Below are 17,858 nucleotides of genomic sequence, written 5' to 3' on the forward strand. Positions count from 1 at the left end.
GATGATGAATGATTTTTTAGAAGCACAAGAACTTTTAAAAAATATTTCCAAAGATCAAAGCACCTATGAAACCAATGAAGCCCTAAAGACTATCAAAAGATATAACGAAGAGCTTTATTTGCAAACTCTTAAATCTTTTGATACTTACACACTTGCAAATGTAGCTACTATAACACCTGAACATATCTTAGAAGATATTTTAGAACACTTAAGCATTATAAAGATTGCAAAAGCAGTAGAAGAGCTTGAAAGTGATGATGCAACAGACTTAATTAAGCGCTTTGAAGAGCTAAATCCGCAAAAAACTTTAGCCATTTTAAACCGCTTAAGCTCAGAAGATAAAGAAGAAATTTTACGCCTTAAAAATTATGATGAAAATACTGCTGGTGCTTATATGCAAACAGAAATTTTTACAGCTTCTATTGATGAGAGTATAGAAAAAGCTATTAAAAGATATAGAATTTTAAAACACTCAGGACAAGTAGATCAAATTTTTCAAGTTTATATCATAGATAATCAAGGAAAGCTTTGCAATGCTATCAACCTAAGCGATCTTTTGCTTTGGGATTTTAAACTAAGTTTTGCAGATATTATTAAAAACAATAATGAAAGATATAAAAGCTATAGCATAAAAGATCATGAAGACATACAAAAAGCTATTGATATAGTAGAAGATTATGATTTGAGTGTTTTAGCGGTTGTAAATGATGATGGAGTGCTTTTAGGTAGAATTACCTATGATGATATCCATGATTTAATCCAAGAAAACGCAACAGAACAAATTTATAACTTAGCCGGAGTTGATGCAGATGTTGAGGAAGAAAGTGCTTTTAAAGCGGCTAAAGCTAGAGCTTTTTGGCTTATGATTAATCTTACTACTTCATTAATCTCAGCTAATATCATCAGTCTTTTTTCAGGTGAAATAGAACAACTTGTAGCCCTAGCAGTACTTATGCCTATTGTGGCTTCCATGGGAGGCAATACAGGCTCACAAGCTTTAGCAGTAACAGTTAGAAAACTCTCACTCAATGAAGTAGAATTTAAAGATGCTAAAAAAGTTATATTAAGAGAGAGTGGAATTTCTTTATTAAATGGGCTTATATTTGCTAGTATTATGAGCATTATAGCCTTTATATGGTTTAAAACAGCTCTTTTGGGACTTGTTATAGCCTTATCAATGCTAATTAATCTAGCCTTAGCCGGTTTTGTAGGTTCTTTTGTACCTCTAACTTTGAAAAAATTTAAAATCGATCCTGCGGTAGGATCAAGTGTAGTGATTACTGCGATTACTGATGGTTTGGGATTTTTTAGCTTCTTACTTTTAGCAAAAATGATTTTATTATAAAAAAGGGAAATTATGTCAAGCATTACATATAAAGGTCAAATTATAGAACTTGCAGGAATTGAACTAGAAGTTGGAGATAATGCTCCAAGGGTAGTTCTAAGAACCAAAAATCTTGCCCCAGTAGAAATAGCACCACCTGGAAAAACTCAAATTTTATTAACTCTACCCAGCTTAGATACACCAGTATGCTCAAAACAAGCCAAAGAAACCAATAAAAGACTAGCTTCTATGAAAAATATTGAAGTTATTATTGTTAGCATGGATTTACCTTTTGCTATGGATCGTTTTTGTGCTACTGAAGGGATTGATAATATTATAACCGCAAGTGATTTTGCCTTTAAAGATTTTGGCATAAACTATGGGGTATTAATAAATGATAGTATATTTGCAGGATTGCTAGCAAGAGCAGCTTTTGTAATTAAAGATGGAAAAATAGTATACAAACAGCTCGTAAAAGAGCTGATGGGAAAAATCGATTTTAAAGATTTAGAACTTTTTATGCATAGAAATTATGGTTACCCTTTGAATTAACCTTCAAAGTTTGTAACCACAAAATCTTCTTTTGGAGCTTCGATAAAGCACGATTTTTCTTTCAAAAAAAGCAAATCCACATGCCCTACAGGGCCATTTCTATTTTTACCTATAATAAGCTCAGCCTTTTCTTGCACAGGATTTGGCATAAATTTTCTCTCATAAGTCTTGCCTTCATTTTTGGCTTTATTTTCTCTTTCTTTTTCTTCTTGCTCTCTATAAACTTCATCTCTATATACAAATAAAATCGTATCTGCATCTTGTTCTATAGCACCACTTTCTCTTAAATCACTAAGCATAGGACGCTTGTTTGCTCTACTTTCTAATGAACGATTTAATTGCGAAAGTGCCACTACTGGCATATTTAATTCTCTTGCTAAAAGCTTTAAACCTCTTGAAATTTCACTCACTTGCAAATGCCTATCATTAAAAGCTGAATTACTCATCATAAGACCGATATAATCTACCACGCAAAGCTCGATACTCTCATCTTGAGCTTTAATTTTGCGTAAAATCGAACGAATATCAGCTATACTAGCATAACCGCTATCATAAATATAAAGATTTTTTTGTGCATATTCATTGCAAGCATCACCCACCCTACTCCACTCATCATCGTTTAAATCTGCGATTAGAATTTTTTGCAAAGGAATGGAAGTTTTTGCACTGATTAATCTTTGCATGATTTGTGTAGCAGGCATTTCTAGTGAAAACATTACAACGCCTTTATTTTGTCTTAGTGTTTTTTCTATAAAATTTAAACAAATTGTAGTTTTTCCCATACCTGGGCGTGCAGCGATAATTACAAGATCGCCGGGTTTAAAGCCTTTTGTCATTTTATTAAGCTCGCTAAAACCTGTATCAAGTCCCAAAATATCTTTATTTTCAGCTTCTTTTTGCTTTTTAAACTCATCCATAAGTTCAGACATAACCATAGTCATATCTTTAATACTATTACTATTTACACGGTTGGTAAGATTAAAAATCTCTTTGCCTATTTCATCTGAAATTTGAGAAATGCTTTTATCTTCATTAACCCTTGTAGGTATAGTATAAGCAAAATTTAAAAGTTGGCGTCTGATGGATTTTTCTCTTAATTCATATGCGTATTTGCTCACATCTGCTATGGAAGTAGTGGCTAAAACTTCAGCTAAAATTTGCTCATCTATTTTTTTATGTTTTCTTATAAAACTTGCACTTATAGGCTCGCCTGCATTCACACAAGCTAAAATCGCTTTATAAATATCTTGATGAGCTTTGAGTGAAAAATCATTAATTTCAATATCCGAAGAAACACTAAAAAAAGAATCTTCACTATATATACAAGAACTTAAAATCGCCCTTTCAAGATCTAAATCAAAATGCTCATTATTTTGACTCATACATACTCCAAATTATAAATTTGCAAATAGATCAGTTGACAAATATCGCTCGGCTGTATCATTTAGCATAGTTAAGATTTTTTTATCAGGGTTTTCTAAAGCAATTTTTCTAGCCATATATACATTTGCACCACTTGAAATTCCTGCCATTATGCCATTTTTACCAAGCTCTAAGGCTGTATTTATAGCATCTTCATTACTTACACAAACTATCTCATCTATGATTTTTTGATTTAAAATTTTAGGGATAAAATTTGCACCTATACCTTGGATTTTATGGCTTGCAGCGGTATTTTGGCTCAAAAGTGGCGAAGATGCAGGTTCTAAGGCTATGATTTTGACATTAGGATTGTGTTCTTTTAAAATTTCTCCTACCCCGCTAATAGTTCCACCTGTGCCAAAACCTGCTAAAAAAATATCAAGATCAGGTAAAGCTTTTAAAATTTCTAAAGCAGTATTTTCTCTATGTGCATTTTTGTTGTCGGTATTTTCAAATTGACTTACCATAAACGAATTTGGAATTTCACTCAAAAGCTCATTAGCTCTATCAAGCGCTCCTTGCATACCTTTGCTTGCTTGAGTAAGCTCTAGCTTTGCACCAAAAAAACTCATCATTTTTCTACGCTCAATACTCATAGACTCAGGCATAGCTATGATAAGTTTGAGCTTTAAGCTTGCACAAATCATTGCTAAAGCTATGCCGGTATTTCCACTTGTGGCTTCTATAATGGTTGTTTCTTGATTAATCTTGCTTTCATTTAAAGCTTGTTTTATCATCTCCATAGCTGCTCTATCTTTTATAGAATGACTTGGATTAAAATACTCACATTTAGCATAAAGATTTGGAGCAAATTCTTTTAAAGAAATAATCGGGGTATTACCTATACAATCTAAAATATTATTATAAACTGACATTGTTTTCCTTGTAATTTTTTAAAAACAATATCAAAAGAAAATTAATACTTAATCTATGAAGAAAAACGCAAAAGTTAGAAACTTTTGCGCAAAGAATTATTTTTTAGCTTTTTTAGCAGTTTTAGCAGTAGCAACTGCGTCTTTAAGGTTTTTACCTACTTTAAATTTAGCAACTTTAGTAGCAGGTACTTTGATAGTAGCACCAGTGCTTGGCACTCTAGCTTCTCTAGCAGCTCTTTCAGCTACAGAAAATGTACCAAAACCGATAAAGCTAATGCTATCACCTTTAGCTAATACATCAGTAATAGTAGCGATTACTGCATCAGTAGCTGCAGTTGCATCTTTTTTAGTTAGCCCAGCAGTTTGAGCAACTTGAGAAATAAAATCTGCTTTAGTCATAAAAAGCTCCTTGATTAAAAATGATTGTTAAGTTTAACACATTTATCAAGCTTTTGCAAGAGGTTTAAACCCAAATCACAAAGAAAAATATGTTAAAAAAATGTTTTTGCTAAATTTATTACCACTTCAGGCTTTAAATCTTTCATACATTTATGGTGTTTTAAAGGGCAAACCTTTTGCATACAAGGCATACAAGCTAAATTTAAATGTGCTATTTTAGCATTTTCTTGCCAAGGCGAGGTTTGACTAAATTTAGTAGAACCAAAAACAGCCACCGTTTTTACCCCATAAGCTGCACCTATATGCATAGGACCACTATCATTTGTGATGAGCAAGTCAAGCATAGAAATATTTTTACATAAAGTATAAATGCTAGTTTTGCCACAAAGATTTTTTGCCTTTATACCTTCTTTTAAAAGAAAATGTTCAATTTCATCACAAATTTCTCTCTCACTTTCTACTCCAAAGATTAAAATTTGATGCGTGGAGCTAAATTCTTTTGCTACCCTTGCAAAATAGATTGCTTCCCATCTTTTCGCACTTCCAAAATGCGCACCTGGGTTTATACCTAAAATTTTTTGAGTTGATTTTGCTTTTATAGGGAGTTTTAAAGCATTTGAAGTAGCTTTAAAATTTAAGGCTTTTTCTATGAAATTTAAGTATTTTAAGACTTGGTGTTCTTCTTTTAGAATATTTTTATCAAAATAAAATCTTTTCTTTGCTTTGATTAGATTTAAAATAATCTTGCTTGAAAATGCCGAGCGAAATGAAAAAGCTAAATCAAATTTACCAAGACTTTTTCTAGCTTGTAAAATTTGCCTATATCTTTGCTTTTTATTTTCTACTAAAATTTGAGCATTTTCAAAGCGTTTAAAAAGCTCTGTACTTACAAAAGAACCATAAAAAGTAAATTTAGCTTGGGGGTATTTTTCTTTTATAGCGTAAATAGCCGCACTAGCCATTACTGCATCGCCAAGCCAAGTAGGAAGGTTAATAAAAATATTCATGATTTTCCTTAAAAATAAAAGCTATAATTATACCAAAAAATAAAGAGCTAAAATGGGTCAAATTTCCATCATATTACCAACCTATAATGTAGAAAAATATATAGCTAGAGCATTAGAAAGTTGTATTAAGCAAACTTTTAAAGATATAGAAATAATCATAGTAGATGATTATGGAAATGATAAAAGTATAGATATAGCTAAAGAATATGCTAGCAAAGATGATAGGATAAAAATCATACATAATGAAGAAAATTTAGGAACTTTTGCTAGTAGAAATATAGGTGTATTAAATTCAAGTTCACCCTATATAATGTTTTTAGATCCTGATGATTATTTAGAGCTTAATGCTTGTGAACTTGGGTTTGAAAAAATCAAAAATGTAGATATAGTAGTGTTTGATGCATATGTGCATAGGGTGAAATTTAAGAAATTTTATAGATTTAAGCAAGATGAGCTTTTTAAAAAAGATGAATTTTTGGAATTTTTACTTAAGCAAAAACATTTTTGTTGGAGTGTTTGGGCAAAAGTATATAGGAAAAATTTGATTTTAAAAAGTTTTGAATATGTTGATTTTAAAGAAAGACTTTGTTATGGGGAGGATGTGCTTCTTAATTATATAAATTTTATACTAAGTGAAAGTTTTTTGGTGTCGCAAGAATGTATATACCGCTATGAATTTAATGAAAATGGTAGGTATGAAAACAAAAATAAAGAAATTTTATGGCAAAATTACGAGCACAAAAGGCAAAGTTTAAAATGCATTAAAAAATTAGCTAATATTTTTTCACATAAACATTTTAATGAAAAAATATTAGAAGTTTTAGAGAAAGAAATTTTAGGGTTAGAGGGTAGAGTTTGAAAAAAGTAAAAGTTTTTATCATCAATCTAGAACGCTCAGAAGATAGAAAAAATTTTATGCAAGAACAAATTCAAAAACTCTTCACATATAATCCGAATTTAAAAAATCAACTAGAATTTGAATTTTTTAAAGCCATCGATGGTTCTAAAAATGAGCATTTTCAGTTTAAAAGTCACTTCCCATGGTGGTGTCAATTTGTACTTGGGCGTGAACTTAGCGATAGTGAAAAATCATGCTTTGCATCTCATTATAGTTTATGGAAAAAATGTCAAGAACTTAATAGTCCTATCATCATTTTAGAAGATGATGTCATCTTTAGTGATGAGTTTTTAAACAACTCAAATATCATTGAAAAATTACTAAATAGTAACTATGAATACATAAGATTTTATTACCTTTTTGATAAAAGAATACACCATTTAAATAACAATTTTTACATAAGTTACGAGAATACTGGTGGCACGCAAGGATATTTTATACACCCAAATGCTGCAAAAAAGTTTATTAAAAAAGCGAAATATTGGTTTAAGCCCGTAGATGATTATATGGATATGTATTATTATAATAAAATGCAAAACATCATCTATAAGCCATTCTTACTTGACTTAAATCATGTAGAAACTACCATAACACAAAGAAAAAAGAAACTTAACATACTTTCTAAAATTATAAGAGAAATTATAAGATTTTATTTTTATATTTTAAAAATTACATATAATAAAAAAATATTTCAAGGATAAAAAATTGAAAATAGCTGTAGTTGGTATAGGTTATGTAGGTTTATCTAATGCTGTTTTATTGTCCCAAAATCACGAAGTTTTTATGTTAGACATAGACCATAAAAAAGTTGAAAAAATCAACAATAAAGAAAATGTTATACAAGATGATCTTATAGAAGAATACTTAAAATATAAGCCTTTAAACATCCAAGCTCATACCAATCAAGAAATAGTTTACAAAAATACAGACTATATTATAATAGCTACACCAACAAATTATAATGAAGATTTAAACCACTTTGATACTTCAAGCATAGAAGAAGTTATAAGTAGTGCATTAAAAATAAATCCTTCTGCAACAATCATCATAAAAAGCACTATTCCTATAGGATATACGGAAAAGATCAAAAAACAATTTAATTATGAAAATATTATATTTTGCCCAGAATTTTTAAGAGAAGGTAAGGCTCTATATGATAATTTACATCCTAGTAGGATTATAGTAGGAGAAAAATCATCAAAGGGGTTGAAAATTGCCAAATTATTTCAAGAGAATGCTTTAAAAAAAGATATCTCAGTGTACTTAACAAATTCAACAGAAGCTGAGAGTATAAAACTTTTTTCAAATACATATTTAGCTATGCGTATAGGATTTTTTAACGAAATTGATACATATGCTAGAAAACATGGTTTAGACGCAAAAGATATTATTATGGGTGTTAGTGCTGATCCTAGAATAGGAAATTACTATAATAATCCTAGTTTTGGATATGGTGGTTACTGCTTACCAAAAGATACTAAGCAATTATTACAAAATTTTAAAAATACTCCTAACAATCTAATTAAAGCCATTGTAAAAACTAATGAAACTAGAAAAATATTTATAAAAGATACTATACTATCACTCAAGCAAAAAAGAATTGGAATTTATAGACTTATTATGAAAAAAGATTCAGATAATTTTAGAAATTCAGTTATGCTTGATATTGTAAAATATCTTAAAAGCTACAATGTTGATATGATTATATATGAGCCATTATTAAATGATGAAACAGATGAATTTTCTATAGAAAATAATTTCGAACATTTTATAGAATCTTGTGATATTATCATAGCAAATAGGATAGACGATAAAATCCGTAACTATAAATATAAAATTTTTACAGCAGACGTGTTTGAATGTGATTTTTAATTTATTTTAAAATAGCGAAATAATAATATTAAATATTCTTCAGTTAATATCATAGGATCTATAAAATGGTTTATTTTATTCTCTTTTAAATAAACTCTTAAATTAATCCATTTAATTGTTTTTGCCATATTGCTTCTAGATATTTTAATGTATGGCAAATGATAGTTATTTAATTCAACATGATATATATTTTTTTCTTGTATTTTTAACATCTCTATAGATCTATTTTTATTGTTTAATATATACCTAAATTCTTCAAAAAAAATATTACGATTTTGAATCAACCAATGATCATTGGGATTGTATAAAAATGAATTAAATTCTCTTTTTTTTGAAATATATATTTGACTATCTATAATACAAAAATCAATCCTAGGATAGCTAACAACATCTTTGTTACTCTTTGGAATATAAAAACTTTTATACAACTTCTTAGCATCATAAATATGATCAACATCGATTTTAACCATCCATTCATCTTTAGGAATATGGCTTAATATATAATTATAATAGCTATAAAGTTTATTATATTCACTTTTTGGATTTTCTGTATCAATCTTATAAGGATATTTAATAGGAACAAAAGAAGGATATTTTTTACAAAACTCTAAGATAACCTCCTCGCTTCCATCCTCACAATCATTATAGCCAATAACACCTCTTTGTATAGCAGGTAAAATACTTTCCAAAGAAGAATTTATTGTTATTATTTCATTGGAAACTCTTATAAAAGCCCAAGGATTTAATGGCGATTTTACATTTTTTGAGCGAATATCAAGTTCAAAAAAACCACTGTGCTTTACCCCCCCCCTCTTCCTATCTCTTGTATTGATTTTGTTATTTATTTTAATATTATCAACGATTTGTAATTTTTTATTTTTTTCTAGATAATAAAGATTACTTTTATTATTAATTTTATCTCTAACAATTTTAGGGATGAAAATATCAGCATAACCATATATAATATTATTAATTTTTTTACGAATTTTTTTTATAGGAAAAAATTTTGAACAAAACTTAAAGAAAGCATTGCGCATTAAAAAACATATTTTAATCTGCAATATTTTTATATCGTTCATAGCACTCCTTAACCTGACTAACATCTATATTATCTTTAACTTTAAAAACAGCTAAAGTATCAATACTATCAATACAATCTAAAAAATCTAATATTACCCCATATTTTTCTTTTCTATTAAAAAAATCATGAACTATATAAATACTTTTTGGACAATTTAGAATAGAATTTAATACACAAGCAACTCTAAATCTTCCATCAATAAAAATCAAATCAATCAAAGATGGGTTTATAACCGAAAAAACATACTGTGAATATAAAATAAACTTATCTTTGCAATTTAATGATTTTGGATATCCCCATTCCTTTGTCTCTCCAATATCCACATGGAAAAATTTTAATCTAGAATTTTGCAATGAAGCCGAAATTACCTCATTTTTAGATAGAAAATTTATAAAATTTAAATCTGACTCAACAGAATATATACAAGCCGAAGTAGAATATGCTACTACAAAAGTACTACCACCGCATCCAAATTCTAAATAATATTTTGACCTGATTGCATAAGATAAAAATAAATTAATTTCATTTTTAGTTGCACACATAGGGAAAAAATATCTATATTTTTGATCTTCTATATTTAGTCTAGTATTTTTTACAATATTTTCTTTTAAATTAAAAAAACCAATAAACATTCTAAATATTTTCTTGGATTTTATATATGGTTTTATGTAAGGAATTTGTTTTTTTAAATTTAAAGGATCTTTATTGAAATTTTTTATTTTTATAGCTTCTTTGCTATAAGTTGGTAAAAATTTATATTTCAACAATGCTCGAAAATACTTATTATTTGTAGAATCTAAAAATTTAACCAACTCTAAAGTTTGCTTCATCCAGCTACTCGCTTTATGATACATTTTAGCTTGTATAGGATCGCATGAGAATTCTTTATAAATATCATTCAAATAAGAAGGAATATTTGCTTTTGTTATAGTTTTATCATGATTAACACTACTATTAGCTCTAATTCTATAAAAAAGTAGTTTTTTTGGTAGTATATAAATTTTACTGCTTTGCATAAACAAAAGAATACCAAAATGATGATCTTGATGAATAACATGTGACAAGAACTGCAAGTTAATTGTACATAAAAACTCAAATTTAATCAGACCTTGCCATACAAAAGCAAAATCTTTAATCTTTTTTATTTTTAAACATTTTTTCGCCCATTCTCCAGAAGTAATACATTGTTCTTGCGTATAATCGTGATTTTCTAATCTTGTAAAATTTTCTATAAAACCTTCAACTTCATTCACATTATAATTATTAAACCATATAATATCAATATCTGAATCTATACAAGGTCTAATTGCCTCTTCAATGCAATTTAAAGTCAAATAATCATCAGAATCTAAAAACATAACATAATCAATCTTACCAATAGCATGATTTGGATGTGTATGTATTTTATTTATTCTATACTCTTTTAATAAATCCTCGTTTTCTTTAAATTTTTCTGCATTTTTTAAATAATCAATACCTATATTTCTTGCAACACTTTGTCCATCATTTTGCTTATCAATGAGTGTAATTCTCGAATCATTTTTAAAATAATTTAAAGCTATTTCTAAACTATCATCTGTACTTCCATCATTTATTAAAATAATTTCTAAATTAGAGTAAGATTGATCGACAACACTATCCAAACATTCTTTTAGATATGAGGATACATTATAAATTGGTATAATTATTCCAACTCTCTTACTCATAAGCTTATTTCCTTAGTTGTATTTTGTTATAATTATAAAATTATATTATAAATAATTAATCATTAGGATTAACATGAGTCAAATTTCCATCATACTACCAACTTATAATGTAGAAAAATATATTGCTAGAGCATTAGAAAGTTGTATTAACCAAACTTTTAAAGATATAGAAATCATTGTTGTAGATGATTGTGGTAATGATAAAAGTATAGATATAGCTAAAGAATATGCTAGCAAAGATGATAGGATAAAAATCATACATAATGAAGAGAATTTAAAACTTTTAAGAGCAAGATATGAAGGTGTTAAAGTGGCAACTTCACCTTACATAATGTTTTTAGATCCTGATGATTATCTAGAGCTTAATGCTTGTGAAGAATGTGTTAAAATTTTAGATAAACAAAAAGTTGATTTGATATGTTTTAATTATTATGAATGCGACGACTATAAAAAAGAATGGAATTTTTTTGAAAGTGCATTTTATAATAATGAAAATTTTTGCTATTTTTTATTTTCAAGGTATCCTAAATTTAGTTGGAGTATTGCCAATAAAGTTCTAAAAAAAGAGTTGTATCTTAAAGCTTTCAATACAATTAATCTTCAACCAAATGAAAAAAATACTATGGCTGAAGATTTTTTATTGGTTTTACATAGTCTAAAATTTATAAATGCATTTGGCACCACAAAACAATATTTATATAATTATAATATTTCAAATGAAAATTCATCAACTAGAGAAAAAAAAGATCTTAATAAAATTAAATCCTATATTCATGACTTATCTTTTGTTTTAGAAAAAATTTCAAATCTTACTCAAAATCAAACAAATAAACTTCATTCGCTGATTTTTAAAATCGCTATATATGATCTAAACATCCATAAAATAGATTTAACATATAAATACACAAATAAAAATTTTTTTGAAAAAATTTTTTTGAAAATACAAAGAAAAAAAATTAAAATTAAAAAAAATATCCAAATAAAAAATGTTAAAAATATCCTAAAGGAAGCAAATGTATCACATTGTTTTTAGTGCAGATGAAAATTATATTAAATACACAGCTGTTTTGATTACAAGTATTATTAAAAATACAGATAAAAATAAATTTTATCAAGAAAACGAAATATATTATTTTCATATTTTAAGTAATGCCATTAGCAATCATACTAAAAATAAACTTCAAAAATTAGAACAAGAACTTAATTTAACTTTCCCATGCAAAATACAAATTCACATTCAAAATGATGATGATTTTAAACATTATCCTATCAGCGGAGCTGCTCATAGCTCAAAACTTCCTTATTATAGATTAAAATTAAATTCTATATTAGATGATGAAATAAATACTTGTTTATATTTAGATTCTGATATGTTATGTTTGTGTGATATAAGAGAAATTTTTACTATTAATTTAGAAGGAAAAATAGCTGGTGTTGTAGGCGACCCTGGCTCCAAACGCGCAAAAATAAAATTTAAAGAAAATAACCAAAAACACACTTTGCATTTTGATGAAAATTATTTTAATTCAGGTTTTTTACTTATCAATCTAAAAGAGTGGAAAAAACACAATATAGAACAAAAATGCGAGGATTTAGCTAGTAAATGCTACTACATAAAAGCCGCAGATCAAGATTTACTTAACGCCACCATAAAACCACAATATCAACTAAAACTTGATTTTTCGTATAATTTCAATATCATTACTCTTTTTTATGCTATATGTAAAGATGAGCAAGCAAATAGACTTAATTACACAAGAGATGAATTTACCAAAAGTGCAAAAACACCTAAAATTTTACATTATGGAGAAAAACCTTGGAAATTTTTAAAATCATACACAGATTTGCAAGGTAAAAATATAAATGATTATTGGTGGCAAATAGCAGAAAAAACACCTATTTTTAATGAAGAATTGCTCAAACAAAAAGCAAACATTAAAGATCATTTGCTTTATAGTACTTTAGGATTTGAGCTTTTAAAAGCTATAAAAAGTTTTAATTTTGCAAAAATATCATCTTTGATACATAATACTAAAAAAGATGAGTATATTTTAAAAAAACCACAAAAGATTAATGATGATATTTTTGGACTTTGTTGCATGCTTGGAGAAAGTATTTTATATGCAAGAAAAAATCAAAAAAATACCTTCAGTGTTTTTTTAAAAGCTATCAAAATGCTCAAAAATTTTAAAAAATACGCAAACAAATCAAGAGTTTAATAACTCTTGCCATTTTTGTATAACTTTTTCTTTAGAGAAGTTATGAGAAATATTTTCTTTTGTGCTTTGTCCCATTTGTTTTCTTAAATTTTCATCATCCATAAGTAAACAAAGCTTATTTGCAAATTCTTGCAAATCACCATCCTCGATTAAATATCCACTTTTACCACTTTCTATAATATCGCTAGGACCTGTATTGATATCAAAAGAAATCAAAGGAATTTTATAAGAACTAGCTTCAACTAAAACCATAGGAAATCCCTCCCATTTGCTTGTCATAACATAAATACTAGTGTTTAAATATTCTTTTTCTATATCTTTTGTAAAAGATTTTAATATGATTGAATTTTCAAGCTTATATTCTTTTATTTTATTTTCTATAGTATTTTTAAACTCACCTTCTCCAACTATAGTTAAAGTCCATTCTTTGTATTTTACATTTTTTTGCACAAGCTTCCAGATTTCAATAAGTCTTAAAAAACCTTTTTCATCATTTGCTGTCATACGACCTATACTTAAAATATTTTTTTGACTTAAAGTAGAATTTATATCAGACAAATAAGGTAAAAAATTTGGTACAACCCAAACATTTTTATGATATTTTCTCCACTGATCAATTTGCTTGGCCGATAACACCACTAAAGTATCAAAATAATTATTTTTAAATCGATATTTTTTAAAATGATTATGAATAAAATTAATATATTTTGTATTTTTATTTTTAAAGAAAGGAAAATGAGGACAATTATTAAAAATCATCACATCAATATCTTTATATCTTTGTTTTAGCAAAAAACTCTCATAATGCTTGTAATATAACTTATAAAATAATCTTTCTTTTTTTACATCAGCTCTTGATTTACTATGCAAGTAATCTATTTTAATATTGTCATTTAATTCATAAGCTACATCAACTCCTTGTTTATAAAAACTAAAAATTTTTACATCGTATCCAAGCTCAAAAAGCGCATTTGCTAAATTTACGACAACCCTTTCAGCACCACCTCCTATAGTGATATCCCCAATAAGTAATAAAATTTTCATTTCCAAGTCACTTTTTCATTTTTTATAGTTTCAAGATAAATTTGATGATTGATTTCGAGCATATTTTTACTATTTTCTTCATGATAGATATGACAAGCTAGGGCATTAAATTTAAGCCTTTTAAACACTCCATTATTAAATAAAAATCTAGCTACAAACTCACTATCTTCCCTACCCCAACCTATAAATTTTTCATTAAATCCCTCAATGGCTTCAAAATCACTTTTATAAAAGCTCATATTGCAGCCTCTTATACCTTTAATAAGTTGTGATTTTTTAAAAAAATTCTTAGTTAATTTTGAAAATTTATATATACATTTAGCTAAAAAAATATTTCTTTGATTTTTAAAACCCTTTTTGTCAAATGCCAAACTAAAATCATTTTTGCTTAAAAGTTCTTTACTTTCTTTTTCATTTAAAATCACCCTAGAACCTTGCAAAAATACTTTTTTTTGTGCAAATTTCAAATGATCAGCTACAAAACTTTTTTCTAAAACCATATCTCCATCTACAACGATTATATATTCGCTGTTGGAAGTTTTAATAGCTTTATTTCTAATCTCACTTAGTCTAAACCCCTCATCTTCTTGCCAAATATGCTCTAATTTACAAGGAAAATCTTTCTGATAAGCTTGTATAAGTTTAGCCGTATCTTCCTTGCTTCCATCATCAGCTATTAAAACCTCATCTGGTAAAGGCTCTAAGTTTTTAACGCTATCAAGCACCAAAGCAAGTCTTTCTTTTTGATTATAGGTTGTGATGATTAAAGCACAAGTTTTTGGCTTTTGTTTTTTTAACTCATATAATTTCATATATTTAAAAAAAGCTCCAAGACCATTGCAAGTACTTATGATAAAGCCTTTATAACCATAAAAAATTCCCTTTTTTAAAACATAATTTCTAAAAAAAGTCCAAATTCCTCTTAGCAATGCCTTGCAAACACCACTTTCTTTATGTAAATTTTGCAAAGCCCAAAGCTTAGAGTATTTTTGAAGCTTATCTAACAAACTATCGATATCATCAAATGCAAAATGTCTCAAACCATTTTGCAACTTAATCTTTTTGCTTTCTTCATGTAAAATTAAACTCTCATGTACCAAATTTTTATTAAAACTAGTATGGGTTTTATTAAACACCCGCATTACATGATCAGGCCACCACCCACAAGCTTTAATCCACTCTCCATTGTATAAATTTTCTCTTGGTAAGGCTATGATATCTTCTTTATTAGGCTCAATTTGCCCTAATTCTTGTAAAAATTCTTTCTTAGCAAGCTCATCTGCGTCAATATTAAAAATCCAATCATTGCTAGCATAACTTATGGCTAAATTTTTCAAAGGTCCAAAACCTATAAATTTATGTTGATAAATCTTGATATTTTTATAGTTTTCACTAAATTCATAAGCGATTTTCAAAGTATCATCATTGCTATCATTTTCTATCAAAACTATCTCGCCAAATTCTTGCAAAGACTCCAAGCAAGCTTTTAAAGTTTTTTGAGCATTTTTAACAATCATTATCACACTAATTTGCTTTAAATCCATTTTAAATCCTATAAATACAACTCATGATTGTATCTTTTAAATCTCTTATGAAAGAAAAAATACTCATCAGGTTTAAATTTAATCATCTCTTCACAACACTTTGCTTGATACTTAGTAAGCTCTTCTACACTTGCCTTACTTGCGTCTAAAGCCTTAAAAGTTTTTACAAAAAATTTCTCATCTTTTTGATACACAAAACAAGGTAAAATCATAGCATTTGTTTTTTTAGCAAGCACACTTGCACCTGCTATGAAATTTACTTCTTGGTTAAAATATTGTATTTTTACACTTTCACCATCTACCGCATCTTGATCGGTTAAAATTCCAAGCGATCTGCCTTCTTTTAAGGATTTTAGCATTTTTTTAAGCCCGCCTTTTTTTTCTATAAGTTCTATGTTAAATTGCGTGCGATTTTTACTTAAAATTTTATCCATTATCACACTATCAAGCGCTCTTCCAACTATGGAAATTCCTTGAAATTTAGCTCCAAAAGACAAAGCCAAAAGTTCCCAGTTGCCATAATGGGCCGTAGTTACAATCAAGGGTCTTTTACTTTGCATTATATTTAAAATTTGCTCCTCATCATCAAAGCAAATTTTATTGATAATTTCTTCTTTGCTTGCATTTTGATTTTTAATAAAATCAATCCCAAATTTAGCAAAATTTTTATAGATATTAAGGCTAGTTTCATCACGCCATTTTTGATCTTTTTCAGGAAAGCAAATTTTTAAGTTTGTGTCAACGATTTTGCGGTGTTTGTGATTTAACTTATAAGTGATTAAAGCAACCAAATTTGCAAAAGAGTTTAAAAGTCTTGAAGGCAAAAACTTCACAAGAGCTTTTAATATATAAAAAAGGCTTAGATATACATAATTTATCATTTTTCTAAAAGCTCACAAGCAAGTTTAAAAATATCTTTTTCATCGATATTTTGTATGCAAAAATCACTCTTATCTATATGTTTTGAATGCAGTATTTTTTTACCTGCATTGATTGTTTTGTTGATATTTGTTTCATAGGTATTTCTTTGACTAGGAGTAGCACCAAAAATCGTTATAGAAGGCTTGTTTAATGCAAAGGCTAAATGAGTAGGCCCGCTATCATTTCCGATGATTAGATCGCTTGCCTTAGTTAAAGCACAAAGCTCACTTAAGCTTAATTTTGGCGCAAGTTCTATTTTCAAATGTTTTAAATTTAAAACTATATCTTTAGCAAAATTAAACTCATTAACATTGCCCCAACCAAGCATGATTTTTGCACTAGTAAAATACTCTAAAAGCATTCTACAAAGTAGTATCAAACGCTCTTTTGGGTAAATTTTATTAGGCATAGATGAGCCTACATGTATAAATATATTTGGCGTACTTTCACTTAAAGAAAGTCTTTGTTCTAGCTCTTCTTTTAACTCATCATCTACACTAAAACAACTTTGTTTTAACTCTATGTCACTATGATCAAAATGCTCATTTAGCACATAAGCTACCAAAGAAAGATTACGCACGATAATATTTTCTTCATAATTACACGCAAATTTATGCGTATAAAAATTGCTCGCAAAGCCCTCTTTTATGCTTTCTTGATCAAAACCAAAAGTATTAGCACATAAAAATTTACTCACTAAAGCAGATTTAATCAAACCTTGCAGATCAATCACAACATCATATTTATTTTGCCTAGCTTCAAAAAGCATAGCAAAAACTTCTTTGAATTTTCTATCTTTTAAAGGCAGGGCATATACTTCATTGATCATTGGATGATCTTGTAACAATCCTGCAAATCTTGTATCCACAAACCAATCAATACTCGCCTTAGGATAATGCTTTTTAATAAATTGTAAAACAATTACCGCATGGATGATATCTCCAAGTGCGGATAACTTAACCAAACCTATTTTCATATGCTACTTTATTTTTAA

Annotated in this window: 17 protein-coding genes; 7 read left to right on the plus strand and 10 right to left on the minus strand. The window is 27.8% G+C overall.

Features of this window, described 5'->3' with window-relative positions:
* The first annotated feature begins 1 nt into the window (after nt 1).
* Together mgtE and tpx are read left to right on the plus strand one after the other, a co-directional pair.
* Nucleotides 2–1,345 carry a magnesium transporter gene (gene mgtE, locus CAMP5118_RS04510; RefSeq protein ID WP_337216713.1) on the plus strand — a complete coding sequence of 448 codons (1,344 nt, stop codon included), beginning with the start codon at nt 2–4 and terminating at the stop codon, nt 1,343–1,345.
* A gap of 12 nt (nt 1,346–1,357) precedes the next feature.
* Nucleotides 1,358–1,876 carry a thiol peroxidase gene (tpx, locus tag CAMP5118_RS04515; RefSeq protein ID WP_263663449.1) on the plus strand — a complete coding sequence of 173 codons (519 nt, stop codon included), beginning with the start codon at nt 1,358–1,360 and terminating at the stop codon, nt 1,874–1,876.
* Here the strand turns inward: tpx and CAMP5118_RS04520 are convergent.
* The 4 genes from CAMP5118_RS04520 to waaF form a co-directional block, all read right to left on the minus strand.
* On the minus strand, nt 1,873–3,258 hold the full coding sequence (locus tag CAMP5118_RS04520; RefSeq protein ID WP_337216714.1) for a replicative DNA helicase: 1,386 nt from the start codon (nt 3,256–3,258) through the stop codon (nt 1,873–1,875). The genes tpx and CAMP5118_RS04520 overlap by 4 nt on opposite strands.
* A gap of 12 nt (nt 3,259–3,270) precedes the next feature.
* Nucleotides 3,271–4,173: a cysteine synthase A gene (gene cysK / locus CAMP5118_RS04525; RefSeq protein ID WP_337216715.1), complete on the minus strand. Its 903-nt coding sequence runs from the start codon at nt 4,171–4,173 to the stop codon at nt 3,271–3,273.
* Between the two features lie 96 nt (nt 4,174–4,269).
* A complete protein-coding gene (locus tag CAMP5118_RS04530) occupies nt 4,270–4,572 on the minus strand; it encodes an HU family DNA-binding protein (RefSeq protein WP_337216716.1) in 303 nt (100 codons plus the stop codon).
* Nucleotides 4,573–4,664: 92 nt separating this feature from the next.
* A complete protein-coding gene (gene waaF, locus CAMP5118_RS04535) occupies nt 4,665–5,579 on the minus strand; it encodes a lipopolysaccharide heptosyltransferase II (RefSeq protein WP_337216717.1) in 915 nt (304 codons plus the stop codon).
* Between the two features lie 52 nt (nt 5,580–5,631).
* Between waaF and CAMP5118_RS04540 the strand changes: the two genes are divergently transcribed.
* From CAMP5118_RS04540 to CAMP5118_RS04550, 3 genes are read left to right on the plus strand one after another with little or no spacing between them, the layout of a single operon-like run.
* Nucleotides 5,632–6,438: a glycosyltransferase family 2 protein gene (locus tag CAMP5118_RS04540; protein WP_337216718.1), complete on the plus strand. Its 807-nt coding sequence runs from the start codon at nt 5,632–5,634 to the stop codon at nt 6,436–6,438.
* Entirely contained in the window at nt 6,435–7,178 is a 744-nt protein-coding gene (locus CAMP5118_RS04545; protein ID WP_337216719.1) for a glycosyltransferase family 25 protein, read from the plus strand. The genes CAMP5118_RS04540 and CAMP5118_RS04545 overlap by 4 nt, the downstream gene beginning before the upstream one ends.
* A 4-nt stretch (nt 7,179–7,182) precedes the next feature.
* The gene (locus CAMP5118_RS04550) at nt 7,183–8,349 is read left to right on the plus strand and encodes a nucleotide sugar dehydrogenase (protein ID WP_337216720.1); all 1,167 of its coding nucleotides are present in this window, start codon (nt 7,183–7,185) and stop codon (nt 8,347–8,349) included.
* Here CAMP5118_RS04550 and CAMP5118_RS04555 read toward each other — a convergent pair.
* Both CAMP5118_RS04555 and CAMP5118_RS04560 read right to left on the minus strand, forming a co-directional pair.
* Nucleotides 8,346–9,386, minus strand: coding sequence for a beta-1,4-N-acetylgalactosaminyltransferase (locus tag CAMP5118_RS04555; protein WP_442863228.1), 1,041 nt, complete (start codon nt 9,384–9,386; stop codon nt 8,346–8,348). The genes CAMP5118_RS04550 and CAMP5118_RS04555 overlap by 4 nt on opposite strands.
* Before the next feature lie 13 nt (nt 9,387–9,399).
* Nucleotides 9,400–11,136: a glycosyltransferase gene (locus tag CAMP5118_RS04560; RefSeq protein WP_337216722.1), complete on the minus strand. Its 1,737-nt coding sequence runs from the start codon at nt 11,134–11,136 to the stop codon at nt 9,400–9,402.
* A 73-nt stretch (nt 11,137–11,209) separates the two neighbouring features.
* Between CAMP5118_RS04560 and CAMP5118_RS04565 the strand changes: the two genes are divergently transcribed.
* Together CAMP5118_RS04565 and CAMP5118_RS04570 are read left to right on the plus strand one after the other, a co-directional pair.
* Nucleotides 11,210–12,169 carry a glycosyltransferase family 2 protein gene (locus tag CAMP5118_RS04565; RefSeq protein ID WP_337216723.1) on the plus strand — a complete coding sequence of 320 codons (960 nt, stop codon included), beginning with the start codon at nt 11,210–11,212 and terminating at the stop codon, nt 12,167–12,169.
* A complete protein-coding gene (locus tag CAMP5118_RS04570) occupies nt 12,150–13,355 on the plus strand; it encodes a glycosyltransferase family 8 protein (protein WP_337216724.1) in 1,206 nt (401 codons plus the stop codon). The genes CAMP5118_RS04565 and CAMP5118_RS04570 overlap by 20 nt, the downstream gene beginning before the upstream one ends.
* On the opposite strand, the gene CAMP5118_RS04575 is transcribed toward CAMP5118_RS04570, so the two are convergent.
* From CAMP5118_RS04575 to waaC, 4 genes are read right to left on the minus strand one after another with little or no spacing between them, the layout of a single operon-like run.
* Nucleotides 13,344–14,399 (minus strand): glycosyltransferase family 4 protein, encoded by a 1,056-nt coding sequence (locus tag CAMP5118_RS04575; protein ID WP_337216725.1) that lies wholly within the window; start codon nt 14,397–14,399, stop codon nt 13,344–13,346. The genes CAMP5118_RS04570 and CAMP5118_RS04575 overlap by 12 nt on opposite strands.
* Nucleotides 14,396–15,943 carry a glycosyltransferase family 2 protein gene (locus tag CAMP5118_RS04580; protein ID WP_337216726.1) on the minus strand — a complete coding sequence of 516 codons (1,548 nt, stop codon included), beginning with the start codon at nt 15,941–15,943 and terminating at the stop codon, nt 14,396–14,398. Before CAMP5118_RS04580 ends, CAMP5118_RS04575 begins: the two co-directional genes overlap by 4 nt.
* A gap of 8 nt (nt 15,944–15,951) precedes the next feature.
* On the minus strand, nt 15,952–16,824 hold the full coding sequence (locus CAMP5118_RS04585) for a lipid A biosynthesis lauroyl acyltransferase (protein ID WP_337216727.1): 873 nt from the start codon (nt 16,822–16,824) through the stop codon (nt 15,952–15,954).
* Nucleotides 16,821–17,840, minus strand: a complete 1,020-nt coding sequence (gene waaC, locus CAMP5118_RS04590) for a lipopolysaccharide heptosyltransferase I (protein WP_337216728.1) — start codon at nt 17,838–17,840, stop codon at nt 16,821–16,823. Before waaC ends, CAMP5118_RS04585 begins: the two co-directional genes overlap by 4 nt.
* Between the last annotated feature and the right edge of the window lie 18 nt (nt 17,841–17,858).

This window comes from Campylobacter sp. LMG 7929 (assembly GCF_024723595.1).
Lineage (GTDB): Bacteria > Campylobacterota > Campylobacteria > Campylobacterales > Campylobacteraceae > Campylobacter_D.